17 protein-coding genes are annotated in these 18,281 nt (G+C 68.6%); 3 read left to right on the top strand and 14 right to left on the bottom strand.

Annotated elements, in window-relative coordinates:
- The first annotated feature begins 55 nt into the window (after positions 1–55).
- Positions 56–1,321 (top strand): ABC transporter substrate-binding protein, encoded by a 1,266-nt coding sequence (locus KUD94_RS08650; protein WP_218236678.1) that lies wholly within the window; start codon positions 56–58, stop codon positions 1,319–1,321.
- Positions 1,318–2,109, top strand: coding sequence for an ABC transporter ATP-binding protein (locus KUD94_RS08655; RefSeq protein ID WP_218236680.1), 792 nt, complete (start codon positions 1,318–1,320; stop codon positions 2,107–2,109). The genes KUD94_RS08650 and KUD94_RS08655 overlap by 4 nt, the downstream gene beginning before the upstream one ends.
- Before the next feature lie 46 nt (positions 2,110–2,155).
- Here KUD94_RS08655 and KUD94_RS08660 read toward each other — a convergent pair whose 3' ends face one another.
- A complete protein-coding gene (locus tag KUD94_RS08660; protein WP_218236682.1) occupies positions 2,156–3,283 on the bottom strand; it encodes a zinc-dependent alcohol dehydrogenase family protein in 1,128 nt (375 codons plus the stop codon).
- Positions 3,284–3,441: 158 nt separating this feature from the next.
- Between KUD94_RS08660 and KUD94_RS08665 the strand changes: the two genes are divergently transcribed.
- A complete protein-coding gene (locus KUD94_RS08665; RefSeq protein ID WP_218236684.1) occupies positions 3,442–4,914 on the top strand; it encodes an NAD-dependent succinate-semialdehyde dehydrogenase in 1,473 nt (490 codons plus the stop codon).
- A 43-nt stretch (positions 4,915–4,957) separates the two neighbouring features.
- On the opposite strand, the gene KUD94_RS08670 is transcribed toward KUD94_RS08665, so the two are convergent.
- From KUD94_RS08670 to KUD94_RS08730, 13 genes are all read right to left on the bottom strand, one after another.
- Positions 4,958–5,965, bottom strand: a complete 1,008-nt coding sequence (locus KUD94_RS08670; protein WP_218236685.1) for a 2-dehydropantoate 2-reductase — start codon at positions 5,963–5,965, stop codon at positions 4,958–4,960.
- A 4-nt stretch (positions 5,966–5,969) separates the two neighbouring features.
- Positions 5,970–7,607: a thiamine pyrophosphate-binding protein gene (locus tag KUD94_RS08675; RefSeq protein ID WP_218236687.1), complete on the bottom strand. Its 1,638-nt coding sequence runs from the start codon at positions 7,605–7,607 to the stop codon at positions 5,970–5,972.
- Positions 7,608–7,665: 58 nt separating this feature from the next.
- A complete protein-coding gene (locus KUD94_RS08680; protein WP_218236689.1) occupies positions 7,666–8,451 on the bottom strand; it encodes a class II aldolase/adducin family protein in 786 nt (261 codons plus the stop codon).
- The gene (locus KUD94_RS08685) at positions 8,448–9,242 is read right to left on the bottom strand and encodes an aldolase/citrate lyase family protein (protein ID WP_218236691.1); all 795 of its coding nucleotides are present in this window, start codon (positions 9,240–9,242) and stop codon (positions 8,448–8,450) included. The genes KUD94_RS08680 and KUD94_RS08685 overlap by 4 nt, the downstream gene beginning before the upstream one ends.
- Positions 9,243–9,248: 6 nt before the next feature.
- Positions 9,249–10,064, bottom strand: coding sequence for a 2-oxo-hept-4-ene-1,7-dioate hydratase (hpaH, locus tag KUD94_RS08690; protein ID WP_218236693.1), 816 nt, complete (start codon positions 10,062–10,064; stop codon positions 9,249–9,251).
- A gap of 3 nt (positions 10,065–10,067) precedes the next feature.
- Positions 10,068–10,526, bottom strand: a complete 459-nt coding sequence (locus KUD94_RS08695) for a 5-carboxymethyl-2-hydroxymuconate Delta-isomerase (protein WP_218236694.1) — start codon at positions 10,524–10,526, stop codon at positions 10,068–10,070.
- 7 nt (positions 10,527–10,533) lie between these two features.
- A complete protein-coding gene (hpaD, locus tag KUD94_RS08700; RefSeq protein ID WP_218236696.1) occupies positions 10,534–11,457 on the bottom strand; it encodes a 3,4-dihydroxyphenylacetate 2,3-dioxygenase in 924 nt (307 codons plus the stop codon).
- 94 nt (positions 11,458–11,551) lie between these two features.
- A complete protein-coding gene (gene hpaE, locus KUD94_RS08705; RefSeq protein ID WP_218236698.1) occupies positions 11,552–13,027 on the bottom strand; it encodes a 5-carboxymethyl-2-hydroxymuconate semialdehyde dehydrogenase in 1,476 nt (491 codons plus the stop codon).
- A gap of 5 nt (positions 13,028–13,032) precedes the next feature.
- Complete coding sequence (locus tag KUD94_RS08710; protein WP_218236699.1) at positions 13,033–13,827, bottom strand: fumarylacetoacetate hydrolase family protein; 795 nt, start codon at positions 13,825–13,827, stop codon at positions 13,033–13,035.
- Positions 13,824–14,459, bottom strand: coding sequence for a fumarylacetoacetate hydrolase family protein (locus KUD94_RS08715; protein WP_218236701.1), 636 nt, complete (start codon positions 14,457–14,459; stop codon positions 13,824–13,826). Before KUD94_RS08715 ends, KUD94_RS08710 begins: the two co-directional genes overlap by 4 nt.
- 5 nt (positions 14,460–14,464) lie before the next feature.
- Positions 14,465–15,259, bottom strand: coding sequence for an ABC transporter ATP-binding protein (locus KUD94_RS08720; RefSeq protein ID WP_218236703.1), 795 nt, complete (start codon positions 15,257–15,259; stop codon positions 14,465–14,467).
- Positions 15,256–17,079 (bottom strand): ATP-binding cassette domain-containing protein, encoded by a 1,824-nt coding sequence (locus KUD94_RS08725; RefSeq protein WP_218236705.1) that lies wholly within the window; start codon positions 17,077–17,079, stop codon positions 15,256–15,258. Before KUD94_RS08725 ends, KUD94_RS08720 begins: the two co-directional genes overlap by 4 nt.
- Positions 17,076–18,104: a branched-chain amino acid ABC transporter permease gene (locus KUD94_RS08730; RefSeq protein WP_218236707.1), complete on the bottom strand. Its 1,029-nt coding sequence runs from the start codon at positions 18,102–18,104 to the stop codon at positions 17,076–17,078. The genes KUD94_RS08725 and KUD94_RS08730 overlap by 4 nt, the downstream gene beginning before the upstream one ends.
- Between the last annotated feature and the right edge of the window lie 177 nt (positions 18,105–18,281).

Raw genomic sequence — 18,281 nt, forward strand, 5'->3', positions numbered from 1 at the left:
CCTTGCCCCTTGTTTCGAGTTCATTCACGCCAACCACCCTAAGGAGACATACGCGATGAAACACACCGACCTGGCGCTTCGCCGCCGCACCGTGCTCGGGGCCGCTGCCGCAGCGGGCCTGGGCGCCGCCCTGCCCGTCTGGGCCCAGGGCAAGGACCCGATCCAGTTCGCCACGCTGCTGGACTTCACCCGCGTCTACACCTTCCTGACCGACGAATACAGCCAGGGCCAGCAGGACTACATCAAGCTGGTGAACCTGGAAGGCGGCGTGGACGGCCACCCGATCAAGCTCATCATCAAGGACCACGCCAGCTACCCCGAGCGCGGCATCGCCCAGTACAACGAGGCCAAGGCCGCGGGCGCGGTGTTCTTCGACTTCCTGAGCTCGCCCGTGGCCAACGCGCTGATGCCGCGTGCCGATGAAGACCACCTGCCGATGATCGCCTTCGCCCACGGCCGCGCCGACGCCGCCGACGGCCAGGCCTTCCCCTACGTATTCCCCTCTGCGGCCATCTACCGCTCGCAGGCGGCGCTGCTGCTCAAGTACATCGACGAGCAGGAAGGGGGCCTGAAGGGCAAGAAGATCGCCTTCGTGCACATCGACTCGGCCTTCGGCAAGGAGCCGATCGAGCTGCTCGAGCGCGTGGCCAAGACCAAGGGCTTCGAGCTCAAGCTCTACCCCTACCCCGTGCCCGGCACCGAGCAGGCCGCGACCTGGAGCGAGGTGCGCAAGAACCGTCCGGACAAGATCATCATCTGGGGCGCCGGCCCGGGCCAGGCGGTCTCCATCCGCGGCGCGGTGACCAACGGCATTTCGCCCAAGGACATCCACTCCGTGCTCTGGCTGTCCGAGAGCGACATGTCCGCCTTCAAGGGCAACGAAGTCGTCGGCGTCAAGCGCGTGACGCTGGTGAACACCGGCAGCGACAACCCCATCCTCAAGCGCATCGTCGAGAAGGTGATCAACCCCGGCAACGGCAGCGGCGACAAGAAGCGCGTGGGCTGGAGCGGCTACAACATCGGCGTGGCCAGCATGGCGATCGCGGTGGAGGCGGCCACGCTCGCGCTGAAGAACGGCGGCGGGCCGCTCACGGGCGAGAAGCTCAAGGCCGGCTTCGAGATGATCAAGGGCTATACCGCCGACGGCCTGATGCCGCCGCTGACCATCACCGCGCAAGACCATCAGGGCGGCGGCCAGGGGCTGATCTCCGAATGGGACGGCAAGCGCTGGGCACCCAAGTCCGACTGGGGCAGCGCCTACCAGGACGTGGTCTGGGATCTGATCAAGGAAGACCAGGCCAAGGCCAAGGAAAAGAAATGAGCCTGCTCTCCCTGAACAACGTCGAGGTCGCCTACGACCGGGTGTTTCTCGCCATCAAGGGCGTCTCGCTCGAAGTTCAGGAGGGCTCGATGGTGGCCTTGCTCGGCGCCAATGGTGCCGGCAAGTCCACCACGCTCAAGACCGTGAGCGGTCTGCTTGCGCCCGAGCGCGGCGAAGTGCGCCGCGGCGAGGTGCAGTTCATGGGCCAGGATATCCTGCACCTGTCACCGCCCGAGCGCGTGCGCATGGGCCTGGTGCACGTGATGGAAGGCCGGCGCATCTTCGAGCACCTCACGCCCGACGAGAACCTGCTGGCCGCTTACCGTGGCCACGGCGCGAAGAAGAGCTTCGACGAGCTGCGCGAGCAGGCTTACCGCTATTTCCCGCGGCTCAAGGAGCGCATCCGCAGCAAGGCCGGCTACCTCTCGGGCGGCGAGCAGCAGATGCTGGCGATCGCGCGCGCGCTGGTGACCGAGCCCAGGCTCATCATGCTCGACGAGCCCTCGCTGGGCCTGGCGCCCGTGCTGGTCAAGGAGATCTTCGCGATCATCCGCGAGATCAACCAGAACCAGGGCGTGAGCGTGCTGCTGGTCGAGCAGAACGCCACCGCCGCGCTGAACGTGGCCGACCACGCCTACCTGATAGAGAACGGCAACATCGTGATGAGCGGCGAGGCGGCCGTGCTCAAGCAGAATCCCGACATCCAGGAGTTCTACCTGGGCGGCGGCGAGCGCGTGGACTACCACAATGTCAAGCACTACCGCCGGCGCAAGCGCTGGCTGGCCTGAAGCGGCAAAGGGCCCCTGGGCCCTTTTTCGTGGCTGGGCGGGCCACTCAATTCATCACGATGCAGTCGCGCAGGCCCGCGCCGCTGGCCAGGTGGTCGAAGCCTTCGTTCACCTGGTCGAGCGTGAACGCTTCACCCAGCAGTTTGTCGACCGGCAGGCGCCCGGCGCGGTACAGGTCGATGTAGCGCGGGATGTCCACCGCCGGCACGCCCGAGCCCAGATAGCTGCCGCGGATTTCGCGCTCCTCGCCGACCAGTTGCGAGATCGGCAACGCGAAGGTGGTCTGCGGATGGGGCAGGCCCGAAGTGATGGTCATGCCGCCCCGGCGCGTGAGCGCATGCGCAGATTCAAAGGCGGCGAGTACGCCAGCGGTGTCGTAGCCGACGTCCACCGGACCCTCGGCAGCCTCCAGCAGCTGCGCCTTGTCCTTGACGGCGCGCGGATCGATTGCGCGGGTGGCGCCCAAAGACAGCGCCAGCGCACGCTTGCCCTCGTCCGGCTCGACGGCGACGACGCGCCGCGCTCCCGCCACCACCGCCGCCAGCAGCGCGCTCAGGCCCACGCCGCCCAGCCCGACGATGGCAATGCTCTGGCCGGCCTTCAGGCGCGCCCGGTTGATCACCGCGCCGGCGCCGGTCAGCACCGCGCAGCCGAACAGCGCCGCCTCACGGTGGCTCAGGCCCTCTGCCACCTTGACGCAGGAGCGGCTGGAAACCACGGCGTATTCGGCAAAGCAGGACACGCCCAGATGGTGGTGGAGCTGCCCGCCTTCGGCATGCAGGCGCCGCTCGCCGCCCAGCAACAGCCCCTGGGTGTTGGCCTGCGCGCCCGGCTCGCACAGGGCCGGGCGCCCGGACATGCAAGGCGCGCAGCCGCCGCAACTGGGCACGAAGACGGTGACCACGTGATCGCCCACGCGCAAGTCCTTCACGCCCGCTCCGACAGCGACCACCTCGCCGGAAGACTCGTGCCCCAGCGCCAGCGGCATGACGCGCGGCCGGTCGCCGTTGATGACCGAGAGGTCGGAGTGGCACAGCCCGGCCACCCGGATCTTGAGCAGCACCTCGCCGGCGCCAGGCGCGTCCAGCCGCACTTCTTCGATCTGCACCGGGCGGCTCTGTGCATAGGGTGCGGGCAGGCCCATTTGCCGCAATACCGCAGCACGCATCTTCATCTTCGGTCTCCTTTTCCTGGCAATGGCGTCGGGGCCAAGCGCGCGGGCTGCTGCGCGAACATCTTCAAGGCACTACAGTTGCCGACGAGTATGCGCGCTCGCGTGCGCATGCGGCAGACACCGACAGGACACTTCACGTACGTGCAGGAGACGCAAACATGGACACACGCAGCTCACCCCTGGCCGAACTGGCCGACCCCAGCCTCCTCCTGACCGACAGCCTGATCAATGGCCGCTGGGTCAAAGGCCGCCAGCGCTTTGAGGTGCTCGATCCGGCCACTGGCTACAAGCTCGCCGAGGTGGCAGACCTGGGCGCCAGGGAGACGCGTGCGGCCATCGATGCGGCCAATGCCGCCTGGCTCCCCTGGCGCAGCAAGAGCGCGCCCGAGCGCTGTGCCATCCTCATGCGCTGGCATGCGCTGTTGATTGAGCACCAGGAAGACCTGGCACGCCTGATGACGGCCGAGCAGGGCAAGCCCCTGGCAGAGGCGCGCGGCGAGGTCGCCTATGGCGCCAGCTTCGTGCAGTGGTTTGCCGAGGAGGCCAAGCGCGTGAGTGGCCAGACGCTGGCTACCTACGATGCCAACAAGCGCTATCTGGTGCTCAAGCAGCCCATAGGGGTGTGCGCGGCGATCACGCCGTGGAATTTCCCGCTGGCGATGATCACGCGCAAGGTGGCGCCGGCGCTGGCTGCCGGCTGCACCGTGGTGATCAAGCCGGCCGAGCTCACGCCGCTCACGGCGCTGGCGGCGGCCGAGCTGGCCCAGCGCGCGGGCTTTCCCCCGGGGGTGATCAATGTGGTGACGGGCACGGATGCGCCGGCCATTGGCCAAGCGCTGTGCGAGAGCACCGTGGTGCGCCATCTGTCGTTTACGGGGTCTACCGAGGTCGGGCGCATCTTGATGGCGCAGTGCGCGCCCACGGTCAAGAAGCTGTCGCTGGAGCTGGGGGGCAATGCGCCTTTCATCGTGTTCGATGATGCCGATCTGGATTCGGCGGTAGAGGGGGCGCTGGCAAGCAAGTACCGCAATGCGGGTCAGACTTGCGTGTGTGCCAATCGGCTGTATGTGCAAGACGGTGTCTATGAGGTGTTTGTCAGGAAGCTGGCGGCGCGCGTGAAGGCGATGAAGGTGGGCAATGGCTTTGAGGAGGGGGTGAGTGTGGGGCCCTTGATCGAGCCGGCGGCGCTGGCCAAGGTGGACAAGCATGTGAAGGACGCGCTCAAGAAGGGCGCGCGCATTGTCACGGGGGGCAAGCGCCTGAAGGGGCAGTTTTTTGAGCCGACGGTGCTTGCCGATGCGTCGGACAAGATGCTGGTGGCGCGCGAGGAGACGTTCGGGCCGCTGGCGCCGGTGTTTCGCTTTCACACGGAGCAGGAGGCGATTGCCGCGGCCAATGCCACGGAGTTTGGCCTGGCGAGTTATTTCTACGCGCGCGACGTGGGGCGCATCACGCGCGTGAGCGAGCAGCTGGAGTACGGCATGGTCGGCGTCAACACGGGACTGATCTCCACGGAGCATGTGCCCTTTGGCGGCATCAAGCAGTCGGGCCTGGGGCGCGAGGGTTCGGTGCACGGCATGGAGGAGTATCTGGAGATGAAATACCTGTGCATTGCCGACGTGAGCCGCTAGCGCCTGCGCGCAGGCAGCGCCAGCCGGCGGCGGGCCCCGAGGCTCAGGCGGGCGGATACAGGCCAAGCTGGCGCGCATGCAGCCGCGCCAGGCCCAGCAAGGCATCGGTGAACGGGGTTTGCAGGCCCAGCAGCTGGCCGATTTCGCGCACCGAGGCGAGCAGCGCGTCGATTTCCAGCGCCTTGCCCGCGCGCACGTCCTGCAGCATGGAGGGGCTGAAGTCGCCCAGCGCCTGGGTGACCTCGTGCCGGTCCTCGGGCGACTCGCTCAGGGGCACGCCGATGCGCTGACCGATCTCGCGCGCCTCCAGCATCACGCGGCTGGCAAAACCCCGCACCAGCGGGTCGGCGAGCACTGGCGCGCTGCTCGCGCCGGTGAGCGCGCAGATCGGGTTCATCGTCATGTTGCCCCAGAGCTTGTACCAGATGTCTTTCTGGATGCTCTGTGAGCGCGTGGCCCCCAGGCCGGCGCGCTGCAGCAGCGCCTGCAGCGCGCGCAGGCGCTCGCTGTCCGCGCCCGAGGGCTCGCCCAGGATGAGCTCGTTGCCAAAGCGATGGTGCACCACGCCGTCGGCCTGAAGCGAGCAGCTTGCATGCACCACGCAGCCCAGCACCCGATCGAGGGGAATGCCGCGCTCGATCGCGCCGTCCGGGTCGACGCTTTGCAGGCGCCGCCCTGCCACCGGGCCGCCAAAGCCTTGCAGAAACCACCAGGGCACGCCGTTCATTGCGGTGAGCACCACGGTGTGCGGCGCAAGCAGCGGGGCGATGCGTGCGGCAACCCCGGCCAGTGCCGGCGCCTTGACCGCAAGAATCACCAAGTCTTGCACGCCCAGCAGCGCGGGCTCGTCGCTCGCCTGCACCGCATGCCGGCTTTCCCGCAGCGCGCCGTCCGCAGCCGTCTCGCGCAGGCGCAGGCCGTCGGCGCGCAGCGCCTGCAGGCGCGCGCCGCGCGCCACCACGCTCACGTTCAGGCCCGGCTGGGCCGCCAGGCGCGCGCCCAGCCAGCCGCCGACCGCGCCCGCGCCGTAGATGCAGATCTTGCGCAGCATGGCTTCAGAAGGTGCGCGGCATGGTCCGCGGATCGAGCTTGAGGTCGATCAGCAGCGGCCGGTCGCGGCGGCGCTCGCGTATCGCCTGCCGGGCCGCAGCCAGGTCGGCGCGCGTGCGCAGCACCAGGCCCTGGCCGCCCATGGCCTGGGCGATCTCGGAAAACTCGGGCCAGTCGAACAGCGCCAGCGAGGGGTCCATGTCGCGGTCGGTGAAGTGCAGGTATTCGGCGCCGTAGCCGCCGTCGTTGCACAGCACGACGATGAAGTCGAGCTTCTCGCGCACCGCGGTGTGAAACTCGGTCAGCCCGCCCAGCATGAAGCCGCCGTCGCCCACTACCGCCACCGTCGGCATGCCGCGCTCGGCCACCGCCGCGCCAATCGCATAGCCTATGCCGGTGCCGATCGCGCCGAACAGGTTGCCGGCGATGAAATGGCGCGGCTGTTGCACGCGCATGAGCTGCCAGGGCTGGCGCATGAAGCGCCCGCCGTCGGTGACCAGCAGGCGCCCGGGCTCGACCGCATGCTCGATCGCGATCAAGGCCTCCTGGATGGTGAGAGGCGCGTCCAGCGGCTCGGCCAGCGGTGCCTCGTAGGCCTGCGCAATCGCGGCCACCGCGCTCGTGACCACTTCTTCCGAGGCGAACTGCGAGGGCGCGATCTCGGCCTCGTCGATCCAGTAGAGCATGCGCTCGGCGACCGCGCCCGGCTCGCCCAGCACCGTGGCGTCGGCCGCCATGGTGCGGCCCACTTCGCCGCGCTCGGACACCACCATCACCAGGCGCTTCTTGTTCAGCAGCGTGCCATTGGCGGTGGTGAACATGTGCAGGCTCGCGCCGAAGGAGACGATGCAGTCGCTCAAGCCCACCGCTTCGGTGACCTCCTCGCGCCCGGAAATGCCCAGCACCCCGAGGTTGGCCGGCTCGCCGCGAAACAAGTCCTTGGCGCGCAGCGTGGTCATGAGCGGCGCGTCCAGTCGCCGCGCCAGGCGCGCCACCGCCTCGGCCTGACCGCTGGTGACCACGCCGTAGCCGGCCAGCACGATGGGGCGGCGCGCCGTTGCAAGGATGCCCACGGCCAGCTCCAGCGCCTCGCTGTCGAGCTCGGCGCAGTGGCGCTCGGGATAGCTCACGCGCGGCGCCTGGTATTCGCCCACGTCTTCCCATTGCAGGTCGTAGGAGGGGAAGTTGAAGACCACGGGCCGGCGCTCGGCCCAGGCACGCTGGAAGGCGTAGGCCAGGTCGCGCGCGACGTCCTCGATGCGTGCCGGTGCTTCGTAGGCCGCGCCCGTGGCCAGCACGAACTCGCGGTGCGAGGCGCTTTGCGGGTGGTACTTGAACTTGGCCAGGCTGTCGCCGGTGATGATCACCATGGGCACATGGCCCTTGACCGCCTCGACGATGGGCGTGAGTGAATTGACCAGGCCGGGCCCGCAGGTCACGGTGGCTACGCCCGTGCGCCCCGTCACCTGGGCATAGCCCGAGGCCATCAGCACCGCCGCCGATTCGGTCGTGGCGCTGGTGTAGCGCCCGCCCTCCTTCATGAAACGGTCGACGACGAACAGGTTCACGTCGCCAATCACGCCAAACATCTGCTCCACGCCCAGGTCCTTGAGCACGCGGGCGATGGTGTCGTTCATCTTCATCCAGCAATCCTTGGAATGTTTTATGGCTCAAACGCTTGCCCAGCAAGCGCAGGCAGCTTCATTGTTTATAGCTTTCGTCGTCGCGATCGAGCAGGCGCACCAGCGCGTCGAACACGTCCTGGCCGGCGCTCATGGCGGGGTCAAACTGGAAGGAGTCGCGCGTGCACTGCGCGGCGATCGCTTCGGGCACGGGCAGCGGTGCGCCCATGCTCTGCGTGGCCAGTTGCACCTCGCAGGCGCGCTGCAGCGTCCAGAGCACGGCAAAGGCGAGCGGCAGTGTCTCGCCCCAGGCCAGCAGCCCGTGGTTGCGCAGAATCACCGCCTTGCGCCGGCCTATGCTCGCGACCACGCGCGGGCCTTCGTCGGCGCGGATGGTGATGCCTTCAAAGTCGTGGCAGGCCACCATGTCGTGCAACTGGGCGCTGTAGAAATTGCTCTGGCTCAGGCCAGTGGCGAGCGAAGCGACCGCCACGCCCGCCGTGGTGTGGGTGTGCATCACGCAGTGGGCGCCCTGCACGCCCTCATGGATGCAGCTGTGCAGCACATAGCCCGCGGGGTTGATCGGATGGGGCGAGCCGTCCAGGATCTCGCCGGCCAGATTGATCTTGACCAGCTTGCTCGCGCACACCTCGCTGTAGTGCAGGCCGAAGGGGTTGATCAGGAACTGCATCTCGGCGCCGCTGGCGCTGGCTGGCACGCGCAGCGTGATGTGGTTGTAGATCAGCTCGGTCCAGCCGAGCATCGCGAAGATGCGGTAGCACGCGGCCAGCTGCACGCGCGCGGCCCATTCGTCGGGGTGCACGCGCTCGCGCAGCGCCGCGCTGCCCGGGTACGCGGCGCTCATGGTGCCTCCTTGAAGGTCTTGGCCAGGCGCGCGGTCTCGCGCGCCAGGGTCACGGTATCGAGCCCGACGGCCACGAAGCTCGCGCCCCAGGACAGATAGCGGCGCGCCATGGCCTCGTCCACCGCCAGGCTGCCCGCGGCCTTGCCGGTCGCAACAATGCGCCGCGTGGCGTCCTCGAACAGCGCCTGCATCTCGGGGTGGCCCGGATTGCCGCGATGGCCCATGGAGGCCGACAAGTCGGCCGGGCCGATGAACACGCCGTCCACGCCATCCACCGCGGCGATGGCCTCCAGGTTGTCGATGGCGGTGCGCGTCTCGGCCTGCACCAGCACGCAGATGCGCTCATTGGCCTCGTGCACGTAGCGCGGGTAACGCCCCCAGCGCGCGGCGCGCCCGCCGGCCATGCCGCGCACGCCGCCCAGACCCTCGGCGCCGGGGTAGCGCGCGGCGCGCACGATCTCGGCCGCCTGCTCGGGCGTGTCCACCATGGGCACGAGCAGGTTGCTCACGCCCAGATCCAGGTACTGCTTGATCAGCATCTGCGCCAGCGGCCCCTGGCCCATGGGTATGCGCGCGACCGCCTGCACGCCGGGGTAGGCGGCAATGGTCTGCAGCTGGTGCAGGATGCTGTCCAGGTCGTGCGCGGTGTGCTCACCGTCGATCAACAGCCAGTCGAAACCGGCGCCCGCGGCGATCTCGCCGGCGACGGTGTCCCTGAGGTTGAGCCAGTAGCCGATCTGGGAGCGCTTTTCGGTGAGCGCCTGCTTGAACAGGTTGTGTGGTGTTTCCATGAAGATTCAGACGAACTTGAATTGCAGCCGGCCCAGCGGACCGTAGTCTGCGTCGAAGACATCGCCGGCGCGGGCCGCGACCGGGCGCGTGAACGAGCCGGCCAGCACGATGTGCCCGGCCTTCAGGTGCTCGCCCCAGGGCGCGAGCTTGTTGGCCAGCCAGGCGATGCCCACGGCCGGGTCGCCCTGCACGCCGGCGGCCAGGCCGGTTTCTTCCACCACGCCGTTCTGGCGCAGGATGGCGCCGACCCAGGGCCTGTCGATCGCACGCGCGCCGCTGCGGCCCGCGCCGACCACGATGGCGGCGTTGGCGGCGTTGTCGCTGATGGTGTCTTGCACCTTGCGCATGGCGCGGCTGTGGCGGTCGAACTGCTCGATGCGCGCGTCGATGATCTCGATCGCGGGCGTGAGGTAGTCGGTGGCGTCGAGCACCTGCTCGACATCGACCTGCGGGCCTCGCAGGTCGCGCTTGAGCACGAAGGCCAGCTCGACCTCGACGCGCGGCGCAATGAAGCGCTCGGCCGGCAGCTCCAGCACCTGGCCCGGCGTGGCCTGGTAGAGCATGGAGTCCAGCAGCGTGCCGTAGTCGGGCTCGCTGATCTGGCTGCTCAGCTGCATCGCGCGGCTGGTCAGTCCGATTTTGTGGCCTATGACGCTGCGGCCTTCGGCCAGTTGCAGCGCGACCCAGGCGCGGCTTACGCGGTAGCCGTCTTCGATGCTCATGCCGGGAAAGCGCTTGGAGAAATGCTCGACCTGCTGGCGCGAGCGCTCGCTGGCGTGCAGCTCGGCCGCCAGCTGGGCGATGTGGGCGTCACTCAGCATGGCTCAGTCCTTGCGAAACAGCGGGTGCAGGGTGCTGTGCTTGGCGTCGAACACCTCCTGGCCTTCGTCGACCTGCACGGTCAGGCCGATGTGGCGCGTGGCCATCACCGGGTCGAGGTGTGTGCGCAGCGCCGCCAGCACCGCCGCGCCGGCGCGCTGCTGCGTGGCGCTGCTGCGCCCGCGCGCCATGCGCAGATTGGCGTAGAGAAAGCCGTACTCGCCCGGGTCGGCGCTGAAAAGACCGGTCTTGCCGGCGCCGGCCGCGCGCCCGGCGGCGCCGCCGTCGGCCAGCGCGAAGTGCGGCGCCGGGTAGGCGAGCACGCGCGTGCCGCCCGTGGGAAAGACCTGGGCGCCGTGTTCGTCGCGCATGGCCAGCATGGCGTCGGCCGCGTCGCGGCACAGGCGCGGCATGTCGAGTACGGCATCGAGGTTGCCGGAATAAAGCATTACCAAATGCGGCATGTCGTCCTCACAGTCTGGGAAAAGCCTTGAAGCTGGTGGCGCGCGAAGCCTCGGGCGCGGGCACGGCATGGCCGTCCTGCGCGCTCACCGGGAAGACGGCGTTGATCTGGCCCGTGCCCGAGGCGCCAAAATAGGGAGTGAGCACTTCGGCCTTGCCATCGTAGGCAGACCAGCCGAGCGCGCCCAGCAGCATGGCGGTGTCGTGCATCATGCCCTCGCCGTGGCCCTTGACCGCGTACTCGGGCAGCATGGCGCAGAAGTCCTGCCACTGGCCGTCCTGCCACATCTGCACCACTTCATGGTCCAGGCGCTCCAGGAAGGGGCTCCAGATCTTGAAGGCCATGTCCGGCGCCATGCCGTTTTGCGCAAACCGGTGCGAGAGCGAGCCGCTCGCGAGGAAGGCGACCTTGCCGTCGTAGTGCTTTTCCACCGCTTCGCGCATTGCCCAGCCCAGGCGCGCGCTGTCGTTGAGGTAGTGGCTGGTGCACAGCGCCGAGACCGACACCACCTTGAAGTGCTCGTCCTCGTTCATGTAGCGCATCGGCACCAGCGTGCCGTACTCGGGCTGCAGCGTGGTCGAATCGTGCGCCAGCGTCTCCACGCCCTGGGCATTGCATTCCCGGGCCAGCAGGCGGCCAAGCTCGGGGTTGCCGCTGAAGCCGTAGGCCATGTTGCTGATGAAGTGCGGCAGCTCGTTGCTGGTGTAGTTGCCCTGCCAGTGCTCGGCACAGTTGAGGTGGTAGCCGGCGTTGACCAGCCAGTGCGTGTCAAACACCACCAGCGTATCCACGCCCAGCGCGCGGCAGCGCCGGCTGATTTCGCGGTGGCCCTCGATCGCCGCCTCGCGCGTGCCCTGGCGCGTGCCCGGCAGTTCCGAAAGATACATGCTCGGTACGTGGGTGATCTTGGCTGCCAGTGCCAGTTGTCCCATGGTGTTGTCTCCTGAAAATGCTGCAAAGGTGCCCGCGGCGTCGCTGGCCGCTGCACGACGCGCTGGCCGGCGCGCGCTGGCACCGGCCCGCGCCTTACGGCGCAATCCCCCAGCGCGGGATGGCGTGGCTGCCCATGGAGACCGCCACGTTCTTGGGCTCGAGGAACACCTCGTAGCTCCAGGTGCCGCCTTCGCGGCCGGTGCCGCTGGCCTTGGTGCCGCCGAAGGGCTGGCGCAGGTCGCGCACGTTCTGGCTGTTGACGAAGCACATGCCGGCCTCGATCGCCGCGGCCACGCGGTGGGCGCGGCCGATGTTCTCGCTCCAGACGTAGCTCGAGAGCCCGTAGTCGATGTCGTTGGCCTTGGCGATCGCGTCCTGCTCGTCCTTGAACGCAATCAGGCAGGCGACCGGGCCGAAGATCTCTTCCTGCGCGATCTTCATGCGGTTGTCCACGTCGGCGAACACCGTGGGCCAGACGAAGTTGCCGCTGGCCACGCGCGCGGACAGCTCGGGCGCGTAGGACGGGCGCTCGATGCCACCGCACAGCAGGCTCGCGCCCTCCTTCTGGCCAAGCTCGATGTAGCCGCGCACCTTGGCCAGGTGGGCCTTGGAGATCATCGGGCCGATGATGTTTTTCTCGTCCCGCGGGTCACCCACGGTGATGCGCCGCGCGCGCTCGGCAAAACGCGCCGCGAAGTCGGCATAGATGCTCTGCTGCACCAGGATGCGGCTGCCTGCGGTGCAGCGCTCGCCGTTGTTGGAAAAGATCATGAACACGGCGGCATCGAGCGCGCGTTCCAGGTCGGCGTCGTCAAAGACCACGAAGGGGCTCTTGCCGCCGAGCTCCATGCTGAACTTCTTCAGCCCGGCGCTGCGCACGATGCGGTTGCCGGTCACCGTGGAGCCGGTGAAGCTGATGGCGCGCACGTCCGGGTGCGCGACCAGCGGCTCGCCCGCTTCCTTGCCATAGCCGTGCACCAGGTTGAGCACGCCCGCGGGTATGCCCGCTTCGAGCGCGAGCTCGCCCAGGCGCGCGGCGGTGAGCGGGCTGAGCTCGCTCATTTTGAGCACCGCGGTGTTGCCAAAGGCCAGGCAGGGCGCGACCTTCCAGGTGGCCGTCATGAAGGGCACGTTCCAGGGGCTGATCAGCGCGCACACGCCCACCGGGTGGTAGAGCGTGTAGTTCAGGTGCGTGGGCGTGGGGTAGGTGTGGCCGTCCACGCGCGTGCACATTTCGGCGAAGTAGTAGAAGTTGTCCGCCGCGCGCGGCACCAGCGCCTTGCCGGTCTGCGCGATGGTCTGACCGGTATCGTCGGTTTCAGTGGCCGCAAGCTCGGGCACGTGCCGCGCAATCAGGTCACCGAGTGCACGCAGCTTGCGCGCGCGCTCGGGCGCGGGCAGGCCGGCCCACTTGGGGAAGGCCGCCTTGGCTGCGGTCACGGCCGCGTCCACCTCAGCGGCGCCGCCGCTGGCCACTTCGGCCAGCACCTCTTGTGTGGCGGGGTTGACGGTCTCGAAATAGTCGCGCGCCGCAACCGGCTTGCCGTCGATGAGATTCTCAATTTTCATAGCTGTTACCGCTTGACTGGTATGGGTTGGATCGGGTTTTTGCCGACAATCGTGTTTTCCAGGCTGCCCAGGCCTTCGATGCTGCACACCACCTGGCTGCCTACCGGGCAGTCGACCACGCCGTCGGGCGTGCCGGTGAGGATCAGGTCGCCCGGGTACAGGGTCATGAAGCTGGTGAAATGTTCCACCAGCGTGGGCACGTCGAACACCATGTCCGCGGTGCTGCCCTGCTGCGTGAGCTGTCCGTCCACGTGCGTGCTCAGGCGCAGCGCCATCGGGTCGGGCACGTCGCCCGCGTCCACCAGCCAGGGGCCTATGGGCGTGCAGGTGTCGCGGTTCTTCACGCGCAGATTGGGCCGGTACCAGTTTTCCAGGTAGTCGCGGATCGCGTAGTCGTTGGCCACGGTGTAGCCGGCGATGAAGTCGTAGGCGTCGTCCTTGCGCACCTTGCGCGCCTCGCGCCCGATCACCACCGCCAGCTCGCATTCGTAGTGCATGTGGCGCACGCCCTCGGGGCGCAGCGTGAAGCCGCGGTGGCCGGTGAGCGAGCCGCTGCCCTTGGCAAAAGCAAGCGGTTCTTCGGGCGGCTTGAACGCGAGTTCACGCGCATGGTCGGCGTAGTTGAGCCCCAGCGCGAGGATGGTGCGCGCGCGCGGCGTGGGCGCCAGCGGCGGCAGCCAGACCACCTCGTCAAAGGACAGGCGCCGCCCGCGCAGGGCCGGGGTGCGCAGCTCCAGCGCGCCGCCGGCTTCGATGGCCTCGTGGATGGCGCCGCCCCAGGCGATGCGTGCGTGTTTCATGCGTGCTCCTCCACCAGTGCGTGCGCCAGCGGCGCCAGGCCCGGCGCGCTGAGCTCGATGTGCTCGCCCGCCGCTGCCAGCAGCGGCTTGCCGTCGGGCAGGCAGTCGCTGCCCAGCATCAGCACGTCGCCGGGCTGCAGCGTCATGAAGGCCGACACCTCGGCCCAGAGGTCGAGCGCCGGGCGCACCAGCGTCGCCAGGTCCACGCTCTGCACCAGCGCGCCGTTGATGCGCACCGCGATCTGCAGCGTCTGCAGCGTCAGCTGCGCCAGCGGCGTGCTCTGCGGCGCGCAGACCAGAAAGCCGTCGCGGTTGCGGTAGCGGATCGGCGGGCGGAAGTAGCTCTCGTGCGGCAGACACAAGTCGTCCAGCAGCACGGCGTGCGTCGGCTCGCCCGCGGCCCCGGCAATCAGCCCCAGGGTTGCGCCCACACGCACCGGGCCGGGCACGGGGATGGCCGCGCCGTCCGCCGCGAAGGTGTTGGCGGTCTTCACGTAGAGCACCGGGGCTGAGGGCGGCGCCTTGTAGGGCGCCTCGTGCATCTGCGGCGCCCATTGCTCGAATTCACGGCGCAGGTTCAGCAAGGCGCCATAGACCGTGCCCCGTGGCTGCCAGGCCAGTTTGGCTTTCATCTGCATCACGACTCCGATGTGCCCGCAGGCGCTGCGGCGGCGGCGGCGCTCTGCGCGGCTTGCGGCGCGCGGCCCTTGCCCGCGCCAAGATAGGTTTCGATCACGCGCGGGTCGCTCATCAGGCTGCGCGCCGGGCCGCTGAGCGCGACCGCGCCCATTTCCAGCACGTAGCCGCGGTCGGCCACCTGCAGCGCGGCGCGCGCGTTCTGCTCGACCAGCAGCACCGACACCCCCATGCCGCGCAGCGAGGAGACGATCTTGAGCACCTCGCGCACGATGAGCGGTGCCAGGCCGAGCGACGGCTCGTCGAGCATCAGCAGGCGCGGTCGCGCCATCAGCGCGCGGCCGATGGCCAGCATCTGGCGCTCGCCGCCCGAGAGCGTGGCCGCGAGCTGGGCGCTGCGCTCGTGCAGGCGCGGAAACAGCGCAAACACCTCCTGCATGCGCTCGCTCTGGTCGCGCTGACCGCGGCGCCAGCGGGCAAAACCGCCCAGCAGCAGGTTGTCTTGCACCGACATCTCGCCGAACAGCTCGCGCTTTTCCGGCACCAGCCCGACGCCGTGCGCCACCATGGCCTCGACCGAGGGGCGCGGCACCAGCGCACCTTCAAAGCGCAGCTCGCCGCGCGAGGGCAGCAGCCCCATGGCCGCGTTCAGCAGCGTGGATTTGCCCGCGCCATTGGGGCCGATCACGGTGACGATCTCGCCCTCGTTGACCGTGAGCTCCACCTGGTGCACCGCCTCCACCGGTCCGTAGGAAACCGAAAAGTCCTTCAGTTGCAGCAAGGCCTTGGCTGTCATGCCGCATCTCCTTCGATGTCTTCCACGCCCAGATAGGCCTGCATCACGCGCGGGTTGGCCTGCACCTCGTCCGGGGTGCCCAGCGCGATCACGCGGCCGAACTCCAGCACCGTGATGCGGTCGGCCAGATTCATCACGAACTCCATGTCGTGCTCGACCACGAGCACCGCCAGGCCCTCGGCGCGCAGTTGCATGAGCAGCTGCACCAGCGCCTGCTTCTCCAGATGGCGCAAGCCCGCGGCCGGCTCGTCGAGCAGCAGGATCGAGGGCTGGCCCGCCAGTGCGCGCGCGATCTCCACGATGCGCTGCTGGCCCAGCGGCAGCGATGCCGCCGGCGTGTCGATGTAGCTCTGCAGCCCGCAGCGCTCGATCTGCTTGCGCGCCTCGGCCAGCAGCGCCGCCTCTTCGTGGCGGTCGGTCTGCAGCATGGCCGACAGCCAGCCGCGGCGCCCGCGCAGGTGCGCGCCCAGTGCCACGTTCTCCAGCACCGTGCGCTGTCCGAGCAGGCGCACGTGCTGGAAGGTGCGCCCCATGCCCAGCGCGGCAAACGCGCGCGCCGGCTTGCCCGTCATGGGCTGGCCGAGCAGCGCCACCTGGCCGGCGCTCGGGTCGTCCACGCCGGAAATCATGTTGAAGAAGGTGCTCTTGCCTGCGCCGTTGGGCCCGATCAGCGCATGCACTTCGCCGGCCTTGACTTCCAGGTCCACCGCGTCGTTGGCCACCAGGCCGGCAAAGCGCTTGGTCACCTGCTCGGCGCGCAGCACCACCTGGCCCAGGGGCGGCAGCTTGCGCCGGCCCAGCGCCGCCTGCGTCGTGCGCGCGGCGCGCACCGGCGCCGGCTTGACCCAGCGCCCCACGCGGGCGGTGATCAGGGGCCACAAGCCGTCGGCCGCGCGCTGCAGCAGCAGAATCATCAAGAGACCGAAGACGATCGCCTCGAAGTTGCCGCTGGTGCCCAGCAGCTTGGGCAGCCAGTCCTGCAGCTGCTCCTTGAGCAGGGTGATCAGGGTCGCGCCAAGCACCGCACCCCAGAGATGCCCCGAGCCGCCCACCACCGCCATGAACAGGTATTCGATGCCGATTTCCAGATTGAACGGCGTCGGGTTCACGAAGCGCTGCAAATGGGTGTAGAGCCAGCCCGAGATCGCCGCCAGCAGCGCCGCCAGCAGGAACAGCTTCATGCGCTGGCGCGAGGTATCGACACCCATGGATTCGGCCATCACACGCCCGCTCTTGAGCGCGCGTATCGCCCGTCCCTCGCGCGAATCGAGCAGGTTGTGCATCGCCCAGATCGCCAGCAGCAGCACCGCCCAGATGACGATGCCCATGAGGCGCGGCGAAGCCAGCTCCAGCCCCGCGATCGACAACGGCTGCACGCCGGCGATGCCGGTGAAACCGCCCAGGCCTTCGATGTTGCCGAACAGGTAGTACAGGCTCAGTCCCCAGGCCAGCGTGCCCAGCGCCAGAAAATGCCCCGACAGCGGCAAGGTGACCGCGCCGAGTACCCAGGCGATCACGCCGGTCACGAGCAGGCCCAGCAGCAGCCCGAGCCAGGGCAGCAGCCCCGGGGACAGGCCCGACAGCGCCTGCGCCGCCAGCGGCGAGGTGCAGACCCAGGCAGTGGCATAGGCGCCGAGCCCGACGAAAGCGGCCTGACCGAAGGAGGTGATGCCACCCACGCCGGTCAGCAGTACCAGGCCGACGGCGACCAGCGCGTACAGCCCGATGTAGTTGAGCAGCGTGATGGTGAACGGCGACAGCAGCGGCCAGGCGATCGCGAGCAGCGCGATGGCAAGCCAGGTCCAGTGACGCGAACTCATTCCTCGTCCTCCACATGGCGGGTGTTGAGCGAGCGCCACCACAACACTGGAATGATCAGCGTGAAGACGATCACCTCCTTGTAGGCGCTGGCCCAGAACGAGGAAAACGATTCGAGCTGCCCCACCAGCACCGCGCCGGCCACGGCCGCGGGGTAGGCTGTGAGCCCGCCGATGATGGCCGCGACGAAGCCCTTGAGCCCGATCAGGAAGCCGGTGTCGTAGTAAATCGTCGTGACCGGCGAGATCAGGATGCCCGAGACCACGCCGATCAAGGCCGCCAGGGCAAAGCAGACGTCGCCGGAAAGGTCGGTCGGCACGCCCATGAGGCGCGCGCCGACTCGGTTGATGGCGGTGGCGCGCAAGGCCTTGCCGATGATCGAGCGCTCGAAGAACAGATACATGGCCACCAGCAACACCGTGGCCGCGCACACCACCACGAGAGACTGGCCGCTGACCGGCACGCCGCCCAGATCCCAGGAAGCATCCCAGACGGCGTTGGTGCGCGAGCCCTCGGCGCCAAAGAAGTACAGCCCCAGGCCCGCCATCACCAGGTGCAGCGCCACGGAGACGATGAGCAGAAAGAGCACGCTGGCATGCGCCAGCGGCCGAAACACCAGGCGGTAGAGCAGCGGGCCCATGGGCACGATCAGCGCGATCACCACCGCGGCCTGCATCCAGGCCGTCTGCGGCTTGAAGCCGAAGACCAGTGCCAGCGCAATCGCCGGCAGCAGCACGGTCCAGACCAGGGTCGCCTTCCAGTCCACGCGCAGGCCCTGGCGGTGGCGCCAGGCCTCCATCACCAGGGTCAGCAGCGCCAGCGCCAGCAGCAGCCAGACGATGGCCGGCCGCCCGCCCGCCTGGACGACCGCCATCGACAGCGCCGCATAGGTGACGAACTCGCCCTGCGCAATCAGGATGACGCGTGTCACCGAAAACACCAGCACCAGGGCCAGTGCCATCAGGGCGTAGATGGCGCCGTTGACCATGCCATCCTGCCCCAACATCAAAGCTATCTGCAGATCCATGTGACTGACACCACCTGTGCGTTTGCGAGAGCGTGAGAGACACCGCCGTGGGCGGGCGAGGAGGCGCGCCAGGTGAGCCGGGCGCCCGGCATGAAGGCCTGCGCGGCCTTGCCGCCATGGCCATTCTTGCACCGAGCGCGCGCGCGCTCGTGCGCGCGGGCCAAGCGCCTTGTGCGC

The sequence above is a fragment of the Comamonas sp. NLF-1-9 genome, assembly GCF_019195435.1.
Classification (GTDB): Bacteria; Pseudomonadota; Gammaproteobacteria; order Burkholderiales; family Burkholderiaceae_C; genus Comamonas_C.

Coding starts and splice junctions, on each gene's coding strand:
- KUD94_RS08650 (WP_218236678.1), top strand. CDS start 56: ATGAAACACACCGACCTGGCGCTTCGCCGCCGCACCGTGCTCGGGGCC.
- KUD94_RS08655 (WP_218236680.1), top strand. CDS start 1,318: ATGAGCCTGCTCTCCCTGAACAACGTCGAGGTCGCCTACGACCGGGTG.
- KUD94_RS08660 (WP_218236682.1), bottom strand. CDS start 3,283: ATGAAGATGCGTGCTGCGGTATTGCGGCAAATGGGCCTGCCCGCACCC.
- KUD94_RS08665 (WP_218236684.1), top strand. CDS start 3,442: ATGGACACACGCAGCTCACCCCTGGCCGAACTGGCCGACCCCAGCCTC.
- KUD94_RS08670 (WP_218236685.1), bottom strand. CDS start 5,965: ATGCTGCGCAAGATCTGCATCTACGGCGCGGGCGCGGTCGGCGGCTGG.
- KUD94_RS08675 (WP_218236687.1), bottom strand. CDS start 7,607: ATGAAGATGAACGACACCATCGCCCGCGTGCTCAAGGACCTGGGCGTG.
- KUD94_RS08680 (WP_218236689.1), bottom strand. CDS start 8,451: ATGAGCGCCGCGTACCCGGGCAGCGCGGCGCTGCGCGAGCGCGTGCAC.
- KUD94_RS08685 (WP_218236691.1), bottom strand. CDS start 9,242: ATGGAAACACCACACAACCTGTTCAAGCAGGCGCTCACCGAAAAGCGC.
- hpaH (WP_218236693.1), bottom strand. CDS start 10,064: ATGCTGAGTGACGCCCACATCGCCCAGCTGGCGGCCGAGCTGCACGCC.
- KUD94_RS08695 (WP_218236694.1), bottom strand. CDS start 10,526: ATGCCGCATTTGGTAATGCTTTATTCCGGCAACCTCGATGCCGTACTC.
- hpaD (WP_218236696.1), bottom strand. CDS start 11,457: ATGGGACAACTGGCACTGGCAGCCAAGATCACCCACGTACCGAGCATG.
- hpaE (WP_218236698.1), bottom strand. CDS start 13,027: ATGAAAATTGAGAATCTCATCGACGGCAAGCCGGTTGCGGCGCGCGAC.
- KUD94_RS08710 (WP_218236699.1), bottom strand. CDS start 13,827: ATGAAACACGCACGCATCGCCTGGGGCGGCGCCATCCACGAGGCCATC.
- KUD94_RS08715 (WP_218236701.1), bottom strand. CDS start 14,459: ATGAAAGCCAAACTGGCCTGGCAGCCACGGGGCACGGTCTATGGCGCC.
- KUD94_RS08720 (WP_218236703.1), bottom strand. CDS start 15,259: ATGACAGCCAAGGCCTTGCTGCAACTGAAGGACTTTTCGGTTTCCTAC.
- KUD94_RS08725 (WP_218236705.1), bottom strand. CDS start 17,079: ATGAGTTCGCGTCACTGGACCTGGCTTGCCATCGCGCTGCTCGCGATC.
- KUD94_RS08730 (WP_218236707.1), bottom strand. CDS start 18,104: ATGGATCTGCAGATAGCTTTGATGTTGGGGCAGGATGGCATGGTCAAC.